Origin of the sequence: Shimia sp. R9_3, assembly GCF_017743755.1 — a bacterium.
Classification (GTDB): Bacteria; Pseudomonadota; Alphaproteobacteria; order Rhodobacterales; family Rhodobacteraceae; genus Shimia.
Genome location: NZ_JAGHRP010000002.1, coordinates 63,851 through 81,431, shown reverse-complemented (window position 1 = coordinate 81,431; position 17,581 = coordinate 63,851). Strand labels below are relative to the sequence as shown.

Annotated in this window: 11 protein-coding genes; 9 read left to right on the top strand and 2 right to left on the bottom strand. The window is 59.1% G+C overall.

Annotated elements, in window-relative coordinates; genetic code table 11:
* Positions 1-80: 80 nt before the first annotated feature.
* The 5 genes from J7412_RS04915 (at position 81) to J7412_RS04895 (ending at position 8,743) form a co-directional block, all read left to right on the top strand.
* Positions 81-1,277 (top strand): ROK family transcriptional regulator, encoded by a 1,197-nt coding sequence (locus J7412_RS04915; RefSeq protein ID WP_209078302.1) that lies wholly within the window; start codon positions 81-83, stop codon positions 1,275-1,277.
* Positions 1,278-1,430: 153 nt separating this feature from the next.
* Positions 1,431-2,855, top strand: coding sequence for an HlyD family efflux transporter periplasmic adaptor subunit (locus tag J7412_RS04910; protein ID WP_209077682.1), 1,425 nt, complete (start codon positions 1,431-1,433; stop codon positions 2,853-2,855).
* Positions 2,848-4,431 (top strand): glycosyltransferase, encoded by a 1,584-nt coding sequence (locus J7412_RS04905; RefSeq protein ID WP_209077680.1) that lies wholly within the window; start codon positions 2,848-2,850, stop codon positions 4,429-4,431. Before J7412_RS04910 ends, J7412_RS04905 begins: the two co-directional genes overlap by 8 nt.
* 268 nt (positions 4,432-4,699) lie before the next feature.
* A complete protein-coding gene (locus J7412_RS04900) occupies positions 4,700-6,094 on the top strand; it encodes a nucleotide sugar dehydrogenase (RefSeq protein WP_209077678.1) in 1,395 nt (464 codons plus the stop codon).
* Positions 6,095-6,130: 36 nt separating this feature from the next.
* Entirely contained in the window at positions 6,131-8,743 is a 2,613-nt protein-coding gene (locus J7412_RS04895) for a calcium-binding protein (RefSeq protein ID WP_209077676.1), read from the top strand.
* Positions 8,744-8,778: 35 nt separating this feature from the next.
* Here J7412_RS04895 and J7412_RS04890 read toward each other — a convergent pair whose 3' ends face one another.
* On the bottom strand, positions 8,779-9,393 hold the full coding sequence (locus J7412_RS04890; protein WP_209061821.1) for a response regulator transcription factor: 615 nt from the start codon (positions 9,391-9,393) through the stop codon (positions 8,779-8,781).
* Positions 9,394-9,730: 337 nt separating this feature from the next.
* Between J7412_RS04890 and J7412_RS04885 the strand changes: the two genes are divergently transcribed.
* The 4 genes from J7412_RS04885 (at position 9,731) to J7412_RS04870 (ending at position 16,020) form a co-directional block, all read left to right on the top strand.
* Positions 9,731-10,222, top strand: a complete 492-nt coding sequence (locus J7412_RS04885; RefSeq protein ID WP_247743777.1) for a molybdopterin-dependent oxidoreductase — start codon at positions 9,731-9,733, stop codon at positions 10,220-10,222.
* 78 nt (positions 10,223-10,300) lie between these two features.
* Complete coding sequence (locus tag J7412_RS04880; protein WP_247743776.1) at positions 10,301-12,733, top strand: PAS domain-containing hybrid sensor histidine kinase/response regulator; 2,433 nt, start codon at positions 10,301-10,303, stop codon at positions 12,731-12,733.
* Between the two features lie 232 nt (positions 12,734-12,965).
* Positions 12,966-15,620 (top strand): transporter substrate-binding domain-containing protein, encoded by a 2,655-nt coding sequence (locus tag J7412_RS04875; protein ID WP_209077675.1) that lies wholly within the window; start codon positions 12,966-12,968, stop codon positions 15,618-15,620.
* A gap of 1 nt (position 15,621) precedes the next feature.
* Positions 15,622-16,020, top strand: a complete 399-nt coding sequence (locus J7412_RS04870) for a response regulator (protein WP_209077673.1) — start codon at positions 15,622-15,624, stop codon at positions 16,018-16,020.
* A gap of 113 nt (positions 16,021-16,133) precedes the next feature.
* Here the strand turns inward: J7412_RS04870 and aroA are convergent, their stop codons facing one another.
* Positions 16,134-17,480: a 3-phosphoshikimate 1-carboxyvinyltransferase gene (aroA, locus tag J7412_RS04865; RefSeq protein WP_209077671.1), complete on the bottom strand. Its 1,347-nt coding sequence runs from the start codon at positions 17,478-17,480 to the stop codon at positions 16,134-16,136.
* Positions 17,481-17,581: the final 101 nt, after the last annotated feature.

Sequence of the window (17,581 nt, the reverse complement as noted above, 5' to 3'; positions counted from 1 at the left end):
TCAATAAATAAATTAACTTTATTAAATAATCGAAGCGCCCTATCTTTCAAAGCTGGGAGGAGCCTTTTATGGTCAGCCATATGGATGGCGGAAAAATCAGAGCACTCAGCGGCGGCGTGAATCAACGGCGCGTCCGCAACCACAATGAACGCCTTCTGATGTCCATCCTGCAGCGGCAGGGCGCCCTGCCTGGCATCGACCTCGCCAAACGCATGGGGCTGACGCCACCGGCGATCTCCACCATGCTGCGCAAACTGGAAAGCGATGGCCTGCTTCAACGCGGCGAACCCACACGCGGTAAGGTGGGCAAGCCCTCCATTCCCATGCTTCTCAACCCCGACGGGGTCTTGGCGTTGGGATTGAAGATCGGCCGCCGGACTGCAGATCTCTTGCTTCTGGATTTTGCGGGCAATGTACGTGCCTCAGAGCACACCACCTACGACTACCCGCTGCCCGCAGATGTCTTCTCTTTCCTGCACGACAGCCTTGAGACTTTGCTCACCGCTCTCAGCGCCGAGGAGGTCGCGCGCATTTGCGGCATCGGCGTCGCCGCCCCTTTTGAGCTCTGGCGATGGAGCGATCTGGCAGGCCCCGCCGCAGAGCAGTTCAAGCTCTGGAAAGACATCGATTTTGCCGAAGAGGTGGCGCACTTCAGCGACCTGCCCATCTTTGTTGGAAATGACGCCACCGCAGCCTGCCGCGCCGAGCATCTCTATGGCCGTGGCAAAGAGTTCCGCGACTATGCCTATTTCTTTGTCGGCTCCTTTGTTGGCGGCGGCATCGTGATGAATGACAGTGTGTTTGAGGGCAATCAGGGCAACGCAGGCGCGCTTGGCTCCATGCGCGCCACAGGCCCTATGGGCGAAAGCCGCCAGCTCATTGATGTGGCCTCGATCCACCTTCTGGAAACGCGGCTGATTGAGGCCGGCCTCAACCCCGACATGCTCTGGAGCCAGCCACAAGACTGGTCGGTGCTCAGCCGCTATGTCGATCCTTGGCTGGGCCAGACCGCGCAGGAGCTCGCCAAGGCCGCGCTGTCGGTCTGCTCCGTGGTCGATTTTGAGGCCATTCTGATCGACGGCGCTTTTCCCGCCGATGTCCGCCAAGAGCTGGTGGAGCGGGTCCGGCGCTATCTGGTCAATCAGGACACACGCGGCCTGATCGTGCCGCGCATCGAAGAGGCTGTGGTGGGTCAGGACGCCCGCGAAATTGGCGCCGCCAGCGGCCCGATATTCTCGCAGTTCTTCCTCAACACCCACGCCGGACTGTCCCGCTGAGCCGCAACACCCGACCTTGTCGCAACCAAAGTGAGCAGGCCTATACCTGCGTATAGTCGCGCTGCCTTTTGCCACCTCAACCATACCTGAGCGCGGCGCGCACTTGCGCCACCGGCCAGCTACCTTCTGGGCATTCAACCTGTGAGAGTGCCCGTGCAAATCCGCCATGAAAACCCCAGCGCCCAGCTCAGCTGGAAGGTGCACGCCCCGCTGTTTTTGGACACGCCGAACGGCGACCAAATCCGCATTGAGGCGTGGTCGCTTGCTGGCTTTGACTGGCCCGAGGACGCAGGATCACCCCCGCAATCCGGCACCCTCAGCGTGCCTTTTCAGGGGGTCGATGTCCGCTTTGACGTGCGTCTGACGGCACCGGATGCCGACGGCACAGTGGCCTTTGAAGGCCTCAGCGGGCGTCAGCGTGAAACGCTAGCGCTATTTTACCGTTCCATCCTGTCCGGTCGCATGGCCAGCAGCGAAGACGTGATCATGAGCCTTGATACGCCCGTTGATCTCGTGCCCATGGAAGAGACCGAAGAAGAGAAAACCACCAACCAGCAATCCAAGATGCCCGGCTCTGTGCGTGCGGTGATCCATGTGGTGATCTACCTGCTGCTGGCAGCCCTCATCGCCACGGTGCTTGGCTCTGCCCTCTTCAACGGCCTCACCCGCATCAATATCCAGCACGGCCGCGTCGTCGCCCCCATCGCCGAAGACCTCCCCGCCAGTGAGGGCTTTGTGAAATCCATCCACGTGGTCCCCGGCCAGCGGGTTGAGGCAGGCGAAGTCATGGTGCGTCTGCGCGATCCGGCCGCACAGGCAGAACTGTCCCAGACCCGCGCCCGCCTGAACCTTGCAGAGAAGGAGCTCGACCGCGTCATTGAAGCCCGCGCCATGCTTGAAGCCTTAGATGAAACACAGCCCCTTCAGGTGCGGGGCGCACTTGCGGCTCAGATCTATGCGCAGTTCATCGGCGATCGCGGCTTTGACGCCCTCTGGAAGCGTTGGCTCGATATTCAAACACATGATCCCGAAGCCGCCACAGCCTTTGACCCCTTTGCCTTTGCGCTGGACAAACTCGTAGAGCTGGAACTCGAACACAACGCCAAGGTGCGCCGCCTGCGCGCCACCCGCGACGCCAACAAATCAGCGATTTCCATGAGCCACGTGCGCGCGCCCTCAGATGGGGTGGTGCACGAGGTTCTGGTGCGCAAGGGGCAACCTTACCGCCACGATGATCTCGCGGTTGTTTTTGAGTCTGACACACCGCGCGTGGCCATGGGCTGGGTCTCCGAACGGTATTCCGAGGCCATCTTCATCGGGATGGAGGCGCATATCGGCGTCAACAGCCTTGGCCAGAAAACCACCATCGCCGGCACCGTCACCGATGTGCGGGCGGGCGCCGATCCCCGCCGCCCCGGCGAATTTGGCATCATCGTCACCGTCACCCCCCAGGATATCACTCCGGCGCAGACCAAATCCCTGCTGCGCCGCGACGCGCCGGTTAATATCCAGACCCGCCGCGCGGTTGGCCAGCGCATGATTGCCCGCATTCAATCTCTGGTGAGCCGCGATGAGTGAGTTGTCCGAGTTCGCCTTTGACAAGGATCTGACCCTCAAGCTGCGCGATCTGCAGACCCCGATCAAACCCTATTGGGCGCGCTGGACATTGCCCAATATCCTTGCCCTCATGGCGGTGATCGCGGCGCTGCTCTGGCTGCTGGTGAATGTCCCCAACCGCTTTGTCGATCCCAACGCTTTGCATATCACCGTGATCCTCGGCGCTTTGGGCCTGTGGCGCTTTGGCTGGTGGTTCACCCATTCGGTGCGCGCCATGATCTATGCCCGCCTGAAGTGGCCCCACATACGCGCCCGCGCCGATGCGCTCTGGCAGGAAGGCTGGCGCCCCAAGCGCCTGCACATCCAGATGACCACCTATTACGAGGAACCTTCGATCACCAAACGGGTGATTGGCTCCATCCTTGGCCAGATCAAACGCGAGCGCATTCCCACCACGCTCTACATCGGCACCGGCAGCGCCTATGATGAAAACATCATCCGCCAGTTCGTAAACACCTATGCCCAGGACATCCCCGATGATCTGGCCGAGCTGGTCTTTATCCGGCAAAACCAACCGGGCAAGCGCATGGCGATCGGGCTGATCCTGCGCGCCATTTCGCGGGCTGGTGCGGACCCCGACGATATGGTCATCTTTATGGATGGCGACGCGTTTTACGGGCAGGATGTGCTCAAGAAAACCCTGTCGATGTTTGCCTATGATCCGGAGCTTCAGGCGCTCACCACCGACGAAGAGGTGATCTGCTACGGCCCCACATGGATCGCCAAATGGCTCGACATGCGTTTTGCCCAGCGCCGCCTCGCCATGCAGAGCCACGCCCTGTCCAACCGTGTGCTCACCCTCACCGGCCGGATGAGCGTTTTTCGCGCCCGCCACATCGTCGATCCGAAGTTCATCCGCACCATTGAAGCCGACCACCTCAATCACTGGCTCTGGGGGCGGTTCCGCTTCCTGTCAGGGGATGACAAATCCACCTGGTACCGGCTGCTGAGCGTGGGCGCCAAGATGACCTATGTGCCGGATGCCACGGTCTACACCATCGAAGTCATCAAAGAAAACGGCCTGCTGCGCATGGTGCAGAACTTCCGCCGCTGGTCCGGAAATATGCTGCGCAACGGCAGCCGCGCCATAGCGCTTGGCCCGCGCCGGATGCCGTTCTTCATCTGGTGGTGCGTGGTCGATCAACGCATCGCCATGTGGACCATGATGGTGAGCCCTTTCATGGCCGTGCTCGGCAGCATCGTGGCCCCCGGCTACATATGGAACTGCCTGATCTGGGTGATCTTCTCCCGCGTCGTGCTCTGCATGTTCCTGTTTGGCTACAGCCGCCGCGCTGACATGACCTGGCCGTTCATTCTCTACCTCAACCAGGTCATCAACGCGTCGGTCAAAATCTACATGATCTTCCATCTCTCCAAGCAGAAATGGTCCAACCGGGGCAATCAAAGCGCAGGCGATGGCGATGGTCTTCTGGAGCAGCTGCGCAACGGTTTTGCCAAGTTCCAGCTGGTCACAGCGGTCGCAGGCTTCCTGACTTTGCTGATGATATACGTCGGGCTGATCGAGCTGCCGTTTTGAGGCGCGTCCTATCCTTTCGCGCAAATCCGCTTGGCCCGCCCCTGCCCTAAAGTGAATAACACAACGTGGGTTGTGGCAACGCCGACCCCAATACAGCCCACGCGGCAAACCTGCATGTCCCCTCATGCAGGCTTTGTCGTTTTTGGAGATATTTCCAATTTTATCAAAAGGATAGCCACGTGACCCAAAGCCATCCCCACCTGATCTAACGCCAGCAAAAAGACTGCGGGCTTCCTCCTAAGCTCAATTCAAACAGGAGGACGTTTTTATGGAATTCCGCGATTTTTCAAACCAACCAGCTGAGCTTGTTACCCCCATCCCAAGCGAGAAGGCCAGCATCAGCATCGTAGGTCTCGGCTATGTCGGCGCGGTGTCCACCGCCTGCCTCGCAGCACTTGGGCACCGTGTGATCGGCGTCGATCTGGATCTTGGCAAAGTGGCGCAAATCGGCCGCGGCAAAAGCCCGATCCATGAGGCGGATCTGAGCGAAACCCTCACACAGGGCGTCAACGATGGGCTGATCTCTGCAACCGACGATCTCACCGCCGCTGTGCGCGAGACGGATGTGACTTTTGTCTCTGTTGGCACACCAACCGCAGCTGATGGCGGCTGTGACGACACCTACATCCGGGCTGCCTCCCGCGCGATGGGCGAAGGGCTGCGCGACAAAGAGGGGTTTCACGTCTTTGCCATGCGCTGCTCGATCCCGCCGGGCACCACCATGTCTGTGATGACCCCCATTCTGGAGGAGGTCTCCGGCAAAGTAGCGGGCCGCGATTTCGGCATCTGCTTCAATCCGGAATTTCTGCGCGAAGGCGTGGCAATCTCTGATTTCCATCACCCGCCCAAAACCGTGATCGGCACCACTGATTTTGCCACCGCGGAAATCATGCGCCGGATCTATGCCCCTGTGGATGACAATCCGATCCTCACCACCATCGAAGTGGCGGAAACCATCAAATACGTCGACAACGTCTGGCACGCCACCAAGGTCTGCTTTGCCAATGAGGTCGGTCGTCTGTGCAAACCGCTTGGTGTCGACAGCCACGCCGTGATGGACATTTTCACTCAGGATCAGAAACTCAACCTGTCCTCCTACTACCTCAAACCCGGCTTTGCCTACGGCGGCTCCTGCCTGCCCAAAGAGGTGCGCGCGGTGCAATATGTGGCGGAAAAACACGGTGTGTCGCTGCCCATGATCGGCAATCTGGAAAGCTCCAACGCGGAACAGATCAACCGCGCAGTCGAAATGGCCTTGGCCACAGGTGCCCGGCGCGTCGGCGTCCTCGGTCTTGCGTTTAAGCCGGGCACCGACGATCTGCGCGAAAGTCCGATCCTTGAGGCCATGGCCACTTTGCAAGGCCAAGGCGTAGAGCTGCTGGCCCATGACGCCGCCGTCACCAAAGACACCCCTTTGGAAGGCCTCGCCAGCTATACCAAACATGGCAGTCAGGGTCTGGCGACCCTCTCGGCACAGCTCAAAGACATGCTGTGTGACGACATCGATCAGCTGATGCAATCTGTGGATGCGGTGATCGTCTGCCACGCCAGCGACACCTATCGCGAGGCCGTCACCCGCCACCCGGATATCGAGGTGATCGACGTGGTGCGCCTCTTTGACACCGCTCCCCGCAACATCGCCGTAAACGGCATCGGCTGGTAAGCCCACACGCCTCCGAGAAACAGGAAAGGAACGGCTATGCCTGATCCAACAGAAAACACACTCATCGGGACAATTCTGTCCGACGCCTTTGATGGCACGCAAACCAGCGACCTCATGGTCGGGCTGGACGGGGATGACACGCTCACCGGCTCTGCTGGAAACGATGTCATCCACGGCGATCACGCTCAGGAAAACCTGCTGTCTGGCACCTCTGGCGCCTCCGGCTTTCAGGATTATGCCAACAGCGGCAACTGGGCCATCACCGACCTGGATGGCGGCCACCAATCCATGAGCCAAAGCCTCTCGCTGGCTGAAAACGGCGTCTACCGCCTGAGCTTTGATCTCGCGGCCAACTTCTCTGCCGGCCTGACCAACGCCTCAATCGAGGTGCTGGTCGACGGAGTGGTGGTCGGCGACTTCTCTTCAGAAAGCGGGGCCTTCTCCACTTTCGAGACCACCTTTACGGCACAAAGCGATGCGCCTGAAATCACCATCCGCTCGGTTCAGGGCGAAGGCCAAGGCCCGGTCATCGACACCTCAGGCCCTGCTTTCCACTATGACAAAGAGATGGAGATCGGCGGGCAGACAGTGACAGTTGCGGCCTTTGCGGATGGCCAATCCAATCTCTATCAGGTGCTCAACGGCACACTGCATGTCTTTGACGTGGAAACCCAAAGCTATGAGATCGCAGGCGCCGCAGGCACGGTCAATGTGAACTCCATGGGCTACAACGCCGAAGACGATCTGCTCTATGCGATTGCGGTCAGCAACGGTGTCGACAGCCTTGGCAATGCGGTTCAGCGCTCTGATCTGATCATGCTCGATGCCGAAGGCCACAGCTACCGGATCGGTGAAACGCCTTACCGCTCCTGGACTGGGGATTTTGACGATCAGGGCAATCTCTGGTCTTTTGAATCCAGCATGGACCGCATCGCGGTGATCGACGTCGATACGTTTGACGAAAACGGCAACCCTGAGGTTACCGTGCATCACCTGCCCCGCTCTCTGGTGCAGCATCGCGTCTATGACGTGGCCTACGATGCCGGCAGCCAGAAATTCTACGGCGTTGCCCGCCCACCGGGGGAAGGTCAAGACACCATCCTTCTGGTCGTGGACATCTCTTCTGGTGAGCCCACCTTCTCCACCGTTCCGGTCACATCAACCGTGGTGGATGGGCAAACCCTTGCTGGCGCACCGGCCATAACCTTTGGTGCTGCGATCGTGGATGCCGATGGCACGCTCTATGTGGGCGGCAACTCCGGTGATCACGATATGAACAACAGCACCCGCAGCTCAGGCGGCATCTATCAGGTCATCATCGATCCGGACACCGGCGAAGCGGCCCTGCATCTGATCACCAACGCACCACGGTCTTACTCCAACGATGGTGCCGCTGACCCGACCGCAGAAAGCCCCTTTGCCGAGGTGGATCTCAGCTCCTCTGTGCTGCTGCGCGATCTGGAGCTTGTGGCCACCACCGAAGGCGCGTTGACCTATGATGACCATCTCTCCGGAAATGCGGGGCATGACACCATCAACGGCGGCATCGGCACAGACGCCCTTTTTGGCGGCAGCGCCGGAGACGCGCTGCGCGGTGACGACGGCAACGACTATCTGCACGGCGGGGCTGGTCCCAACTATGAAAGCAGCATCATATCCGACTACGACGGCGGGCTGCGCTATGACCAGTACGGCAACCTCCTGCCAGAGGATGACGACCTGCTTCTTGGCGGTGCCGGAGACGACACACTGGAAGGCTCCGCGGGCCACGACACGCTGGATGGCGGCGCAAACAATGATGTCTTGATTGGCGGCTCCGGCTCAGACGCCCTCTATGGCGGCACCGGCGACGATCTGTTGTCAGGCGGCGGCCAAGACGACACGCTGGAGGGCGGCACCGGTGCGGATACCCTAGATGGCGGCTCAGGCGACGACGCGCTCTCAGGTGGCGCAGGCAGTGATCTGCTGCGCGGCGGGTCCGGCTACGATACCCTCAACGGCGGCGCAGATGCTGACACGCTCGAAGGCGGCAGTGGCCACGATGCACTCTCAGGCGGCGCAGCCGATGACAGTCTTGTGGGCGGATCAGGCGATGACACGCTCAACGGCGACGATGGCGCAGACACCCTCCGGGGTGGGTCCGGCGACGACCAGCTTGATGGTGGCGAGGGCAGTGACGATCTGCGCGGCGGTTTGAACGACGATGTGCTCACCGGCGGCTTGGGTCGCGACAGCCTGCGCGGCGACAGCGGCAACGACGTGCTCAATGGCGGCGATGATCGCGACTATCTCAGCGGCGCGTCAGGCAATGACACTCTGGACGGCGGCGCAGGCGGCGACCGGCTATACCTCGGGGCTGGCGCAGACCTCGCCTCCGGCGGCAGCGGCGCTGACCGTTTCATCTTCCGCAGCGATGATCTGGATGGCAGCACCGACCGCATTCTGGATTACGACACCGATGAGGGCGACCGTCTGGACTTCCGCCGCCTGGAGTTGGGCGCAAGTGACGCGGAACATCTGCAATGGTTTGCCACGCATGTCACAAGCTCTGGCGATGATCTGCAGATCTCCCTGTCAAACAGCACCACGCTGGTGCTGGACGGCACGGCCGCCGATCTCGGCGATCTCTATGACACCATCCTGTTCTGACAGGCTCTTAGAGGTGGGCTTGGGGGCGCAAGCCCCTACTCAAAGCCCGCCTCTTTCGCGATCAGCGCCGCCTGCGTGCGGTTCTTCGCATTCAGCTTTTTGCAAAGGGTACGCACATGCAGCTTGATCGTGACCTCCTGAAGATCCAGATCCCGCGCGATCTCCTTGTTGGAATGCCCTTTGCAAAGCCCGGTCAGCACTTCTTTTTCGCGCTGGCTGAACTGCTTGGCAAAAGCGGTTTCCTCATCCGCTTCGCCCCCTGCCATCACGCTGGGCGGCACAAAGCTCTCTCCCGCGATCATGAAGCGCACCGCGTTCACCAAGGATTTGGCCCCCATGGTTTTGGGCAGAAACCCGATCGCGCCCGCATCCAGCGCCTCTTGCGCCACCTTGTTGGGGGCGGTGCCACTGACAATCGCTATGGGCTGTTCCGGATATTTGGCCAAAGCGTCGGTCAATCCCTGAAGCCCGTTCATGCCGGGCATGCTGAAATCCAGCAAAACGAGATCAAAGGTCCCCTTCTGCTCCAGCGCCTTCATGGCTTCAAAGTAGTCAGACACCGCAACAACGGCCGCACGCCCCTCAGAGGTGAGGTAGGCAGAAATGGTTTCCCGAACCATTCCATGATCATCAGCAAGTAAAATTCGCATCGAAACCGGTCGCCCTATGTGATTGGCCTGACCCGAGCCTAACTCGCAAGCGGTGCCAGAACCAGAGAGCGCTCCCTTATCCTTATAGAATTCAAATGGCATGGTAATCTTACCTTTCCCCTAATGACCCAAGGTCAAAAACAACGCAAATTCGATAGGTTTGAGTAAACCCGCATAGATTGCGCCATGGCGAGGCACACTTCCGGTGCGCCCGCGCGGCGAATGGTATGGGCGACTATACGAAAGGTTAGTCGCGTAACCCAATGCGCGTCCCCGCCCAAAATCAAGCCGTGGCACAACACTTCTGCGATGTAAGAAATCCACAGGAGTCGGCCCCATGAATATGTTTAAATCCGTTTTGTTCTCTGCCGCCGCTGCAGCCTGCCTTGCCACTTCGGCGGCCAGCGAAACCATCCTTGCAGTTTACGGCGATGTTGCCACATCCTCTGATGGCGGTGCCTGGAGCTTCAGCGCCGAAGACCTGCGCACCCTGCCCAGCGAGAGCTTTCAGACCGAAACCATCTGGACCGAAGGCGAACAAACCTTTGTGGGCGTCCCCCTTCACAGCCTTCTGGAACATGTCGGTGCCAGCAACGGCAAATTGATTGCCATTGCTGCCAATGACTATGCTGTATCGATCCCGACAAGTGACGCGGTGCCCAATGGCCCCATCGTGGCCTATCTGCGCAACGGCGAAGAAATGTCTCTGCGCGACAAAGGGCCACTTTGGATCGTTTACCCATTCGCAGGCAACGCAGCGTATAAGTCTGAAGAATATTATTCTCGCAGCATATGGCAGCTCAGTCAGATTGAAGTGGTTGCCAATTAACCATCCGGGGTAGGCACGATACGCGATCAACACTCTTTGATGCTGGGGCGGTGGCCACTCATAGCGCTTGGCGCGCTTTTGATCGCAAGTCTGATTATCATCGGCTTGCTTGGCCGCTCTGTGACCACCGACCTGCGCGTGCTGTCCACCGCGCAGCACGATGACGTCAGCTGGCGTATGTCGCAGTTGGAGGTCGAACTCCTGCGATTGCAGAATGTCACGCTGGACGCATTGAACGGCCCCCAGGCAGAGCTGAATGTCCTGCGCAAACGCTATGACATCTTCTACAGCCGCATCACCACCCTGCGGCAAAGCGCGCTGTATCAATCCTTCAAAGACGAGCCCGAAATTGTCGGCCAGTTGAAGATGGCCACCGACTTTCTGGACAAGACCACCCCCGCCATCGACGCGGACAATGCGGCCTTACGCGCAGCACTTGATGGCATCTATCAGGACATCACCGCCTTGGCCCCAGCGGTGCGTAGCCTGGCGCACTCCGGCATCGCTAGCTTCACGGCGCAAGAAACCGCCCGTCGCGAAACCTTTTCTGACACCCTGCGCAGCCTTGCCATTGGCATCGTTGTCCTGATCACCGTGCTGTTTGGCGCACTTGCCACGCTGATCGGATTGCATCGGCAGGGCAAATCCATTTCCCTGATCAGCGACATCGCCCGCGCCCGCTTTGAGGCGGCCATTTCCTCCTCTCTTGATGCGGTCTTGGTTGTGGATGCCAAGGGTCACATCATCGAGTTTAACGGCGCTGCACAGTCGGTCTTTGGCTATCAACGCGAAGAGGTTCTTGGTCAGGACATGGTAGACCTGATCGTGCCTCACCACCTGCGCGATGCCCACCGCGAAGGCATGGCCCGTTTCCTGCGTACAGGAGACCGCAAAGTCATCGACGCGGGCCGTGTTCGCCTGCAGGGCCTGCGCAAATCCGGCGAGGTCTTTCCGGTCGAGCTCTCCATTTCCCTGTCACAAGCGGCGGGGGAAACTGTGTTTGTCTCCTACCTGCGCGACATCACGGCCGAGCTTGAAGCCGAAGAAGCGCTCAAGGATGCGCTGGAAAAAGCCCAACTTGGCGAGAAGGCCAAATCAAACCTGCTCACCGTGATGAGCCACGAGATGCGCACCCCGCTCAATGGCATCCTCGGCTCGCTCGACCTGATTGATCAGACATCACTGAGCGACAGGCAAAAACAGCATCTCAACGCCATCGCCGTCTCCGGCGATCTGCTTCTGTCACATGTCAACGACGTGCTCGACTTCTCCAAGCTGACCTCAGACGCGAATTTCGATGAAAGCGCCACCTTTGATCTGAGCGCCCTGATCACCGAAGTCACGGACAGTCTTCAACCCGGCGCAAAAGCGCAGAACAACACGCTTTCAGTCTCGTTCCAGTCCGAGAACTTGGGCTATGTGCGCGGCGCTCCACGCTCGCTTCAGCGCTGTCTGGTCAATCTGATCGGCAATGCCAATAAGTTCACCCAAAACGGCGTCGTCAACGTCGAGGTCGAACGGCTCTCAGGTGGCGACGTCGAAATCCGCGTTGCCGACACCGGCGTGGGCATCGCTCCTGAAAATCTCGAACGGATATTCGAAGAGTTTGTCACCATCGACACCGCTTTTGCCCGCACCAACTCCGGCACGGGTCTGGGGTTGGCGATCACAAAGCGTTTGATCACCCAGATGGGCGGGGACATCGACGCAGACAGCCTCTTGGGCGAAGGTAGCCTCTTTGTCCTGCGTCTGCCGCTTCCCGTTGCCGATGCGCAAACCGCACCGCAAAGCGCTTCCGCCCCGTCAACGCTTACAAGCCTACCGCGCGCCATTCACGCTCTGGTCTGTGACGACAACCAGATCAACCGCAACATCCTGTCCGCAATCCTTGAAGAGCTTGGGGCCACCGTCACCTCTGTCTCCAACGGGTTTGATGCCATAGCCGAGGTTGAGGCGCAGGACTTTGACGTTCTGATGCTCGACATCAGCATGCCGGAAATCGATGGCATCGAGACCCTACGCAGAATTCGCGAGAACGCTGAGGACGGTCTGCCGCTCCCGGCAATCGCCGTGACCGCCCACGCGGCACCGGCGGATCACAAAAAGATCCTCGCCGCCGGTTTTCACAACCTGCTGGTCAAGCCCGTCTCCCGCGCCGCAGTGCATCAATGCCTCGCGGGCGTCTTTGACATGCGGCTGACCGATCAGCCCGCCAACGCGCCTGCTGAGCCGGAAAACGAATATCTCGCCCGCTTTGGCCCCGAGCGCTTTGCCAAGGCGCTTGCGGAAATGAACGCAGATCTGTCGCAACTCATTGCAGCCCTTGAACATAAATCGCACCTGACCGAAGCGGACCGCGACGCCGCGCACAAGCTCTCTGGTTCCGCCGCTGTGTTGGGACAAACCGACATGTGGGACACGCTGCAGACCCTGCAACACTGCCCCGATGCGGACTGGCAAGAGGACAAACCGCTTCTGCTCGCCACGCTCAATGCACTGCTCGGAACATAAGCCCCATTTTCAATGACCCTTTCATCAATGCCTATAGGGCAGCCAACCTCAATCTTGGCGCCTCCATTCAAAAAATGTGACATATTCAACACTATCCGAAAGTTGTATACACCTCCCCCAAAGGTAGATCGTCGCGATAGATGCATGTATCGTACATCATCTACCCAAATAAATCGCGAAACGGCCGAAAGACTAAACCTCCCAAGAACACTCGCGCACTACGAGAGCGACTATGACTAGATACTTTGCGATCCTTGTATTCGCGCTGCCGGTGATGTTTGGCATGGCAGAACGTACGAAAGCTCAGCATTCTGAAGCGTCTTTGGTTGTGGGCTGGACTGAAATTGCCCCCCTCTTTCGCGTTGAGCCGGATGGCAGCGCAGGCGGCTTCGGCGCCGAAGTCATCCGAGAGGTGGCGGCACGTGCCGGCTTCAAGATCGCGTTTCGAAAATTCTCCCGCGCAGAAGATCTCATCCGGGCGCAAGTTCTGGGCGATATCGACTTGATGCCGGCCATTGCCGCGCTGCCGGTGCTGGCTGAGAACAACATCTTTTCAGACCCAATAGCCCAAACCCATATGCGGATATTTATCCGCACCGAAGACGCGGAAACCCTCAACCCGGCCACGATGTCTGATGCTAAGATCGCTGTTCCTGGTGTCTCGGTTGGCACCGAAGGCACCTCCTTTATTGCGCGCAACATCCCCGTAGAAATTCCGGTCTCGACCAATTCCATCATGGAACTGCTACGCGGTACGGTCGATGCGTTGATTGCCAGTGACAACGTCACGCTCGCAGACGCCCATGCGCTCCGTCTTGATCACCGCATCCTTGCGGTTGGCCCGCCGCTGCGGAATTTTGACCGTGTCATCACCCTGCGCCGCGAGTTCTCAGACCTCATGCCCGCCATCAACCAGGCAATCGCCGAATTGGAGGCGGATGGCACCCTTGAGGAGCTGCGCAACATAAACCGGGTCTCTGTTGCGCCTCTAGAGCCTGACGTGCTGAAAGTGGGTGTGTTTCACGCCCCACCCTACTCCATGATCAATCCGGATGGCACCTTTTCCGGGTTTTCCGTCGACACCATCCGCCACCTTACAAAATCCGCCGGGATCGCCATCGAGTTTGTTGAAATTGACGAGGAGGGCCTCGCCCTTGGTCCAGCGCCGGATCGCTATGACCTTCTGCCTCAAGCAGCGATCAACGAAGAAGCCCGCCTGCGTATGGACTTCACCGCGCCGATTGATCGGGCCTCCTTTGCGGTTTTCACGCGCGTTGGCGAAGGTCGCCAAATTTCCGACCTCTATTCCCTGGTGGGCTCGCGGCTTGGCGTCGAAGCCGTTGGCGTTGCCCGACAACTGGCGGAAAATCATGAAGGTCTGGAACTGCGCATCTTTGACGGACCCGACGCTTTGCTAAATGGCCTTCTGGTCGGACAGGTCGATGCAATCCTGTACCCAAGGCACGCCATCACCGTGGCCGCAGCCGGTCTCGGCGTTCAGGATCAGATCCGCGAAATCGAAACCCCGATCCACAGCGTCGACCGCGCCATCGCCCTGCGCTTTGGTCTCGGTCAGACAAGGGAGCGCCTCAACGCGGTGATCCCCGGCTATCTGGCCTCCTCCATGGACACTCAAATCCGCGAAGAATATTTCGGCACGCCTGTGTTCTGGACAGACAGCCGCATCACATTCGTCCGAAACGCGCTGCTCATTGGTGCCGCCTCAATTCTGGTCCTCTTTATTGCCTGGGCGCGCTGGCGCCAAAAACGCACCACGCAGGCCCGCCGCAAATTCGCCTCAACGCTGGTGGATCAAATACAGCTCGGCATCGTTTTGGTATCCCCACAGGGTGCGATCGAATTTGCCAATCAATTTGCCAAAGACCGCGCGCCAAACGGACATGCCCTGCTTAAGCGTGGCAACAACTTCCAGAAAGTTGTTGAAACGTTGATTGATAACGGAACCGTACCGCTGAAAGGCAGGACAAAAACGGAATTTCTGGGGCATCTATCCAACGACGGCCTGCAACTGAATAGCACCAATGAGTTCAAATTCTCCGACGGGAAAACCTATGTGCGCACAACGCTGCCTCTTGGCGCTGACGGTACATTGCTCACTTACGCGGATGTCTCAGAGGACCGCCGCCAGCTGACCGAAATCCGCAACCTCAATGCCAAACTGCTTCAGCAGGTGAGCCTCGCGAGTGCCGCCAACGCCGAGCTGCGCGCCTTTGCCTATGCCACCTCCCACGATCTAAAGGCGCCCACCAACACCACCTCTCTGCTCATCTCTGAACTGGGTGAGGCCCTTGCCCCGCATATGTCGGAAGATGACGCGGAGATGTTTGAAGACCTGACCGCCACCAACCAACGCATGGCACAGCTCATCGACGATGTGCTGGAATACACCAACGCGATCGGCAGCGAGATGAAGCGCTCCGAGGTGGATATGGATGTGCTGCTGAGCGAGGTTCTGGATGACCTCAAAGCCGACATCATCGCAAGCGGTGCAGAAATCGAGCGCGCACCCCTGCCCAAGATCAACGCCCACCCTGCACAAATGCGGCAGCTTCTGCAAAATCTGATCAGCAATGCGATCAAATTCCGTGCCCCCGACCGGATCCCAAAAATCTCTGTCACCACAGAGAGATCCCGGCGCGGCGAAGTGGCTTTCACAGTCACAGACAACGGTATTGGCATGCGAAGTGAGCTTCAGGGGCGGATATTTACGCCTTTTACACGACTTAATGCGCAAGAAGACTATGCTGGCTCTGGACTTGGCCTTGCGATATGTCAACGCATAGCGATGAACCATGGCGGCAAAATTGAGGTGACGTCCGAATTTGGAGAGGGCAGCCAGTTCCGGGTGCGCATTAAGGAAAGCTAAGATGATCAACAATCTGATGATGATCGACGACAGCAAAGTCGAACAAAAAATCTATCAGAAAATTGTGGAGCGCTCGCAGATCGTCGGCTCGCTGGAACAGTTTTATGAGCCGGAGTCCGCATTGGAATTCCTGCGCTCCAAAAATGGCATCACAACTGACGCCATTCTGCTCGACATCAATATGCCCCGCATGAACGGCTTTGAATTCCTCGAAGCCGCCAGCCAAGAATTCGGCGATGATTTTGCCCGCGCCGCTGTGATCATGCTCACCACCTCTATTTCTGAGGCCGATATGGAGCGCGCGAAATCTTTCCCGGTTGTCCGCGGCTATATCAACAAGCCCCTCAAAAGCGATCATCTCACCATGATCGACAATATGCTGAACGAGCCTGAAAGCTGACGCCAGGCACCTCGCCTTTCAGCCCTCACGCAAACATCCCAAATGCAAAGCGGCCCGGCAAACCCGAGCCGCTTTTTGTGTCTTATCGAATGTAGAGCGCCAGTGCGCGCGCCTCAGCTCCGCTTGATTGCGGCACCCAGCCCAGCCATCAGCGGCTCAAAGATCGGGAACGAGGTGGCAATCGGGCTGCCGTCATCCACGCTCACCGGCTTCTGTGTGGCCATGCCCATCACCATAAAGCTCATCGCAATGCGGTGATCCAGAAAGCTCTCGCAGGTCGCCCCACCCGGCACATTGCCATGGCCGCGCCCTTTGACGATCCACCAATCGTCCCCTTCTTCCACCTCAACGCCATTGGCACGCAGCCCTTTGGCCATGGCGTCAATCCGGTCGCTCTCCTTGACGCGCAGCTCCTTTACGCCCTTCATGACCGTGTCGCCTTCGGCAAAGGCCGCAACAACAGACAGCACCGGATATTCATCAATCATGCTGGCCGCGCGCAGGGGGTCAATCTCAGCGCCTTTGAGGTCAGGCGAGAACCGCGCGCGCAGATCCGCCACAGGTTCACCACCCTCTTCACGCTCGTTTTCAAAGGTCAGATCCGCGCCCATGGATTGCAGCGCATAAAACAGCCCCGCACGGGTTGCGTTCAGGCCAATATTGGGCACCAGCACATCCGAGCCGGGCGTGATGATCGCGGCACAGACGGGAAACGCCGCCGAGCTTGGATCACGGGGCACCACAATGGTCTGCGGCTTCAGCTCCGGCTGACCGGTCAGGGTAATCACGCGGCCCTCATCGGTTTCCTCAACCGTAATCTCCGCGCCAAAGCCTGCCAGCATCCGCTCGGTGTGATCGCGGGTGGCTTCTTTCTCAATCACCACAGTCTGTCCGGGTGCATTCAGCCCGGCCAGCAGCACCGCAGATTTCACCTGCGCCGACGGCATCGGCACCTCATAGCGCACCGGCACCGGATCATGCGCGCCCACAATGGTCATGGGCAAACGCCCGCCGGAGCGGCCCACTGAGGTGGCGCCAAACAGCGCAATCGGATCGGTCACACGCGCCATCGGACGGCCATTGAGGCTCGCATCTCCGGTGAAGGTCACCGTGATGTCGCTGGTGGCCATCGCCCCCATGATCAGGCGCACGCCGGTGCCGGAGTTGCCACAGTCAATCACCGTGTCCGGCTCGCCAAAACCGCCAACACCCACCCCATGCACAGACCAGTTACCTTCGCCGTGGTTGATCACCTCCGCGCCAAAAGCCTGCATGGCTTTGCCGGTGTCCAGCACGTCTTCGCCTTCCAGCAAACCACTGATTTTGGTCTCCCCCACCGCCATCGCGCCAAGGATCAGGCTGCGGTGGCTGATGGATTTGTCACCGGGCACATGCGCCTCACCAAAAAGCGGGCCGCAGGGGGAAGAAGTCATCGGGATCGGGGTGCCATGGCCGGACATATGCGCGTCATCCTTTGTTCAGTTGCCAAAGCTGTTAGCGCAACAAAGCCCCCCCGTAAATGCACGGGGCTTTCTCATTCAAAAAATATCCCGGGGGTGAA

Coding starts and splice junctions, on each gene's coding strand:
- J7412_RS04885 (WP_247743777.1), top strand. CDS start 9,731: ATGAATATGTTTAAATCCGTTTTGTTCTCTGCCGCCGCTGCAGCCTGC.
- J7412_RS04915 (WP_209078302.1), top strand. CDS start 81: ATGGATGGCGGAAAAATCAGAGCACTCAGCGGCGGCGTGAATCAACGG.
- J7412_RS04890 (WP_209061821.1), bottom strand. CDS start 9,393: ATGCGAATTTTACTTGCTGATGATCATGGAATGGTTCGGGAAACCATT.
- J7412_RS04895 (WP_209077676.1), top strand. CDS start 6,131: ATGCCTGATCCAACAGAAAACACACTCATCGGGACAATTCTGTCCGAC.
- J7412_RS04875 (WP_209077675.1), top strand. CDS start 12,966: ATGACTAGATACTTTGCGATCCTTGTATTCGCGCTGCCGGTGATGTTT.
- J7412_RS04900 (WP_209077678.1), top strand. CDS start 4,700: ATGGAATTCCGCGATTTTTCAAACCAACCAGCTGAGCTTGTTACCCCC.
- J7412_RS04870 (WP_209077673.1), top strand. CDS start 15,622: ATGATCAACAATCTGATGATGATCGACGACAGCAAAGTCGAACAAAAA.
- J7412_RS04905 (WP_209077680.1), top strand. CDS start 2,848: ATGAGTGAGTTGTCCGAGTTCGCCTTTGACAAGGATCTGACCCTCAAG.
- aroA (WP_209077671.1), bottom strand. CDS start 17,480: ATGTCCGGCCATGGCACCCCGATCCCGATGACTTCTTCCCCCTGCGGC.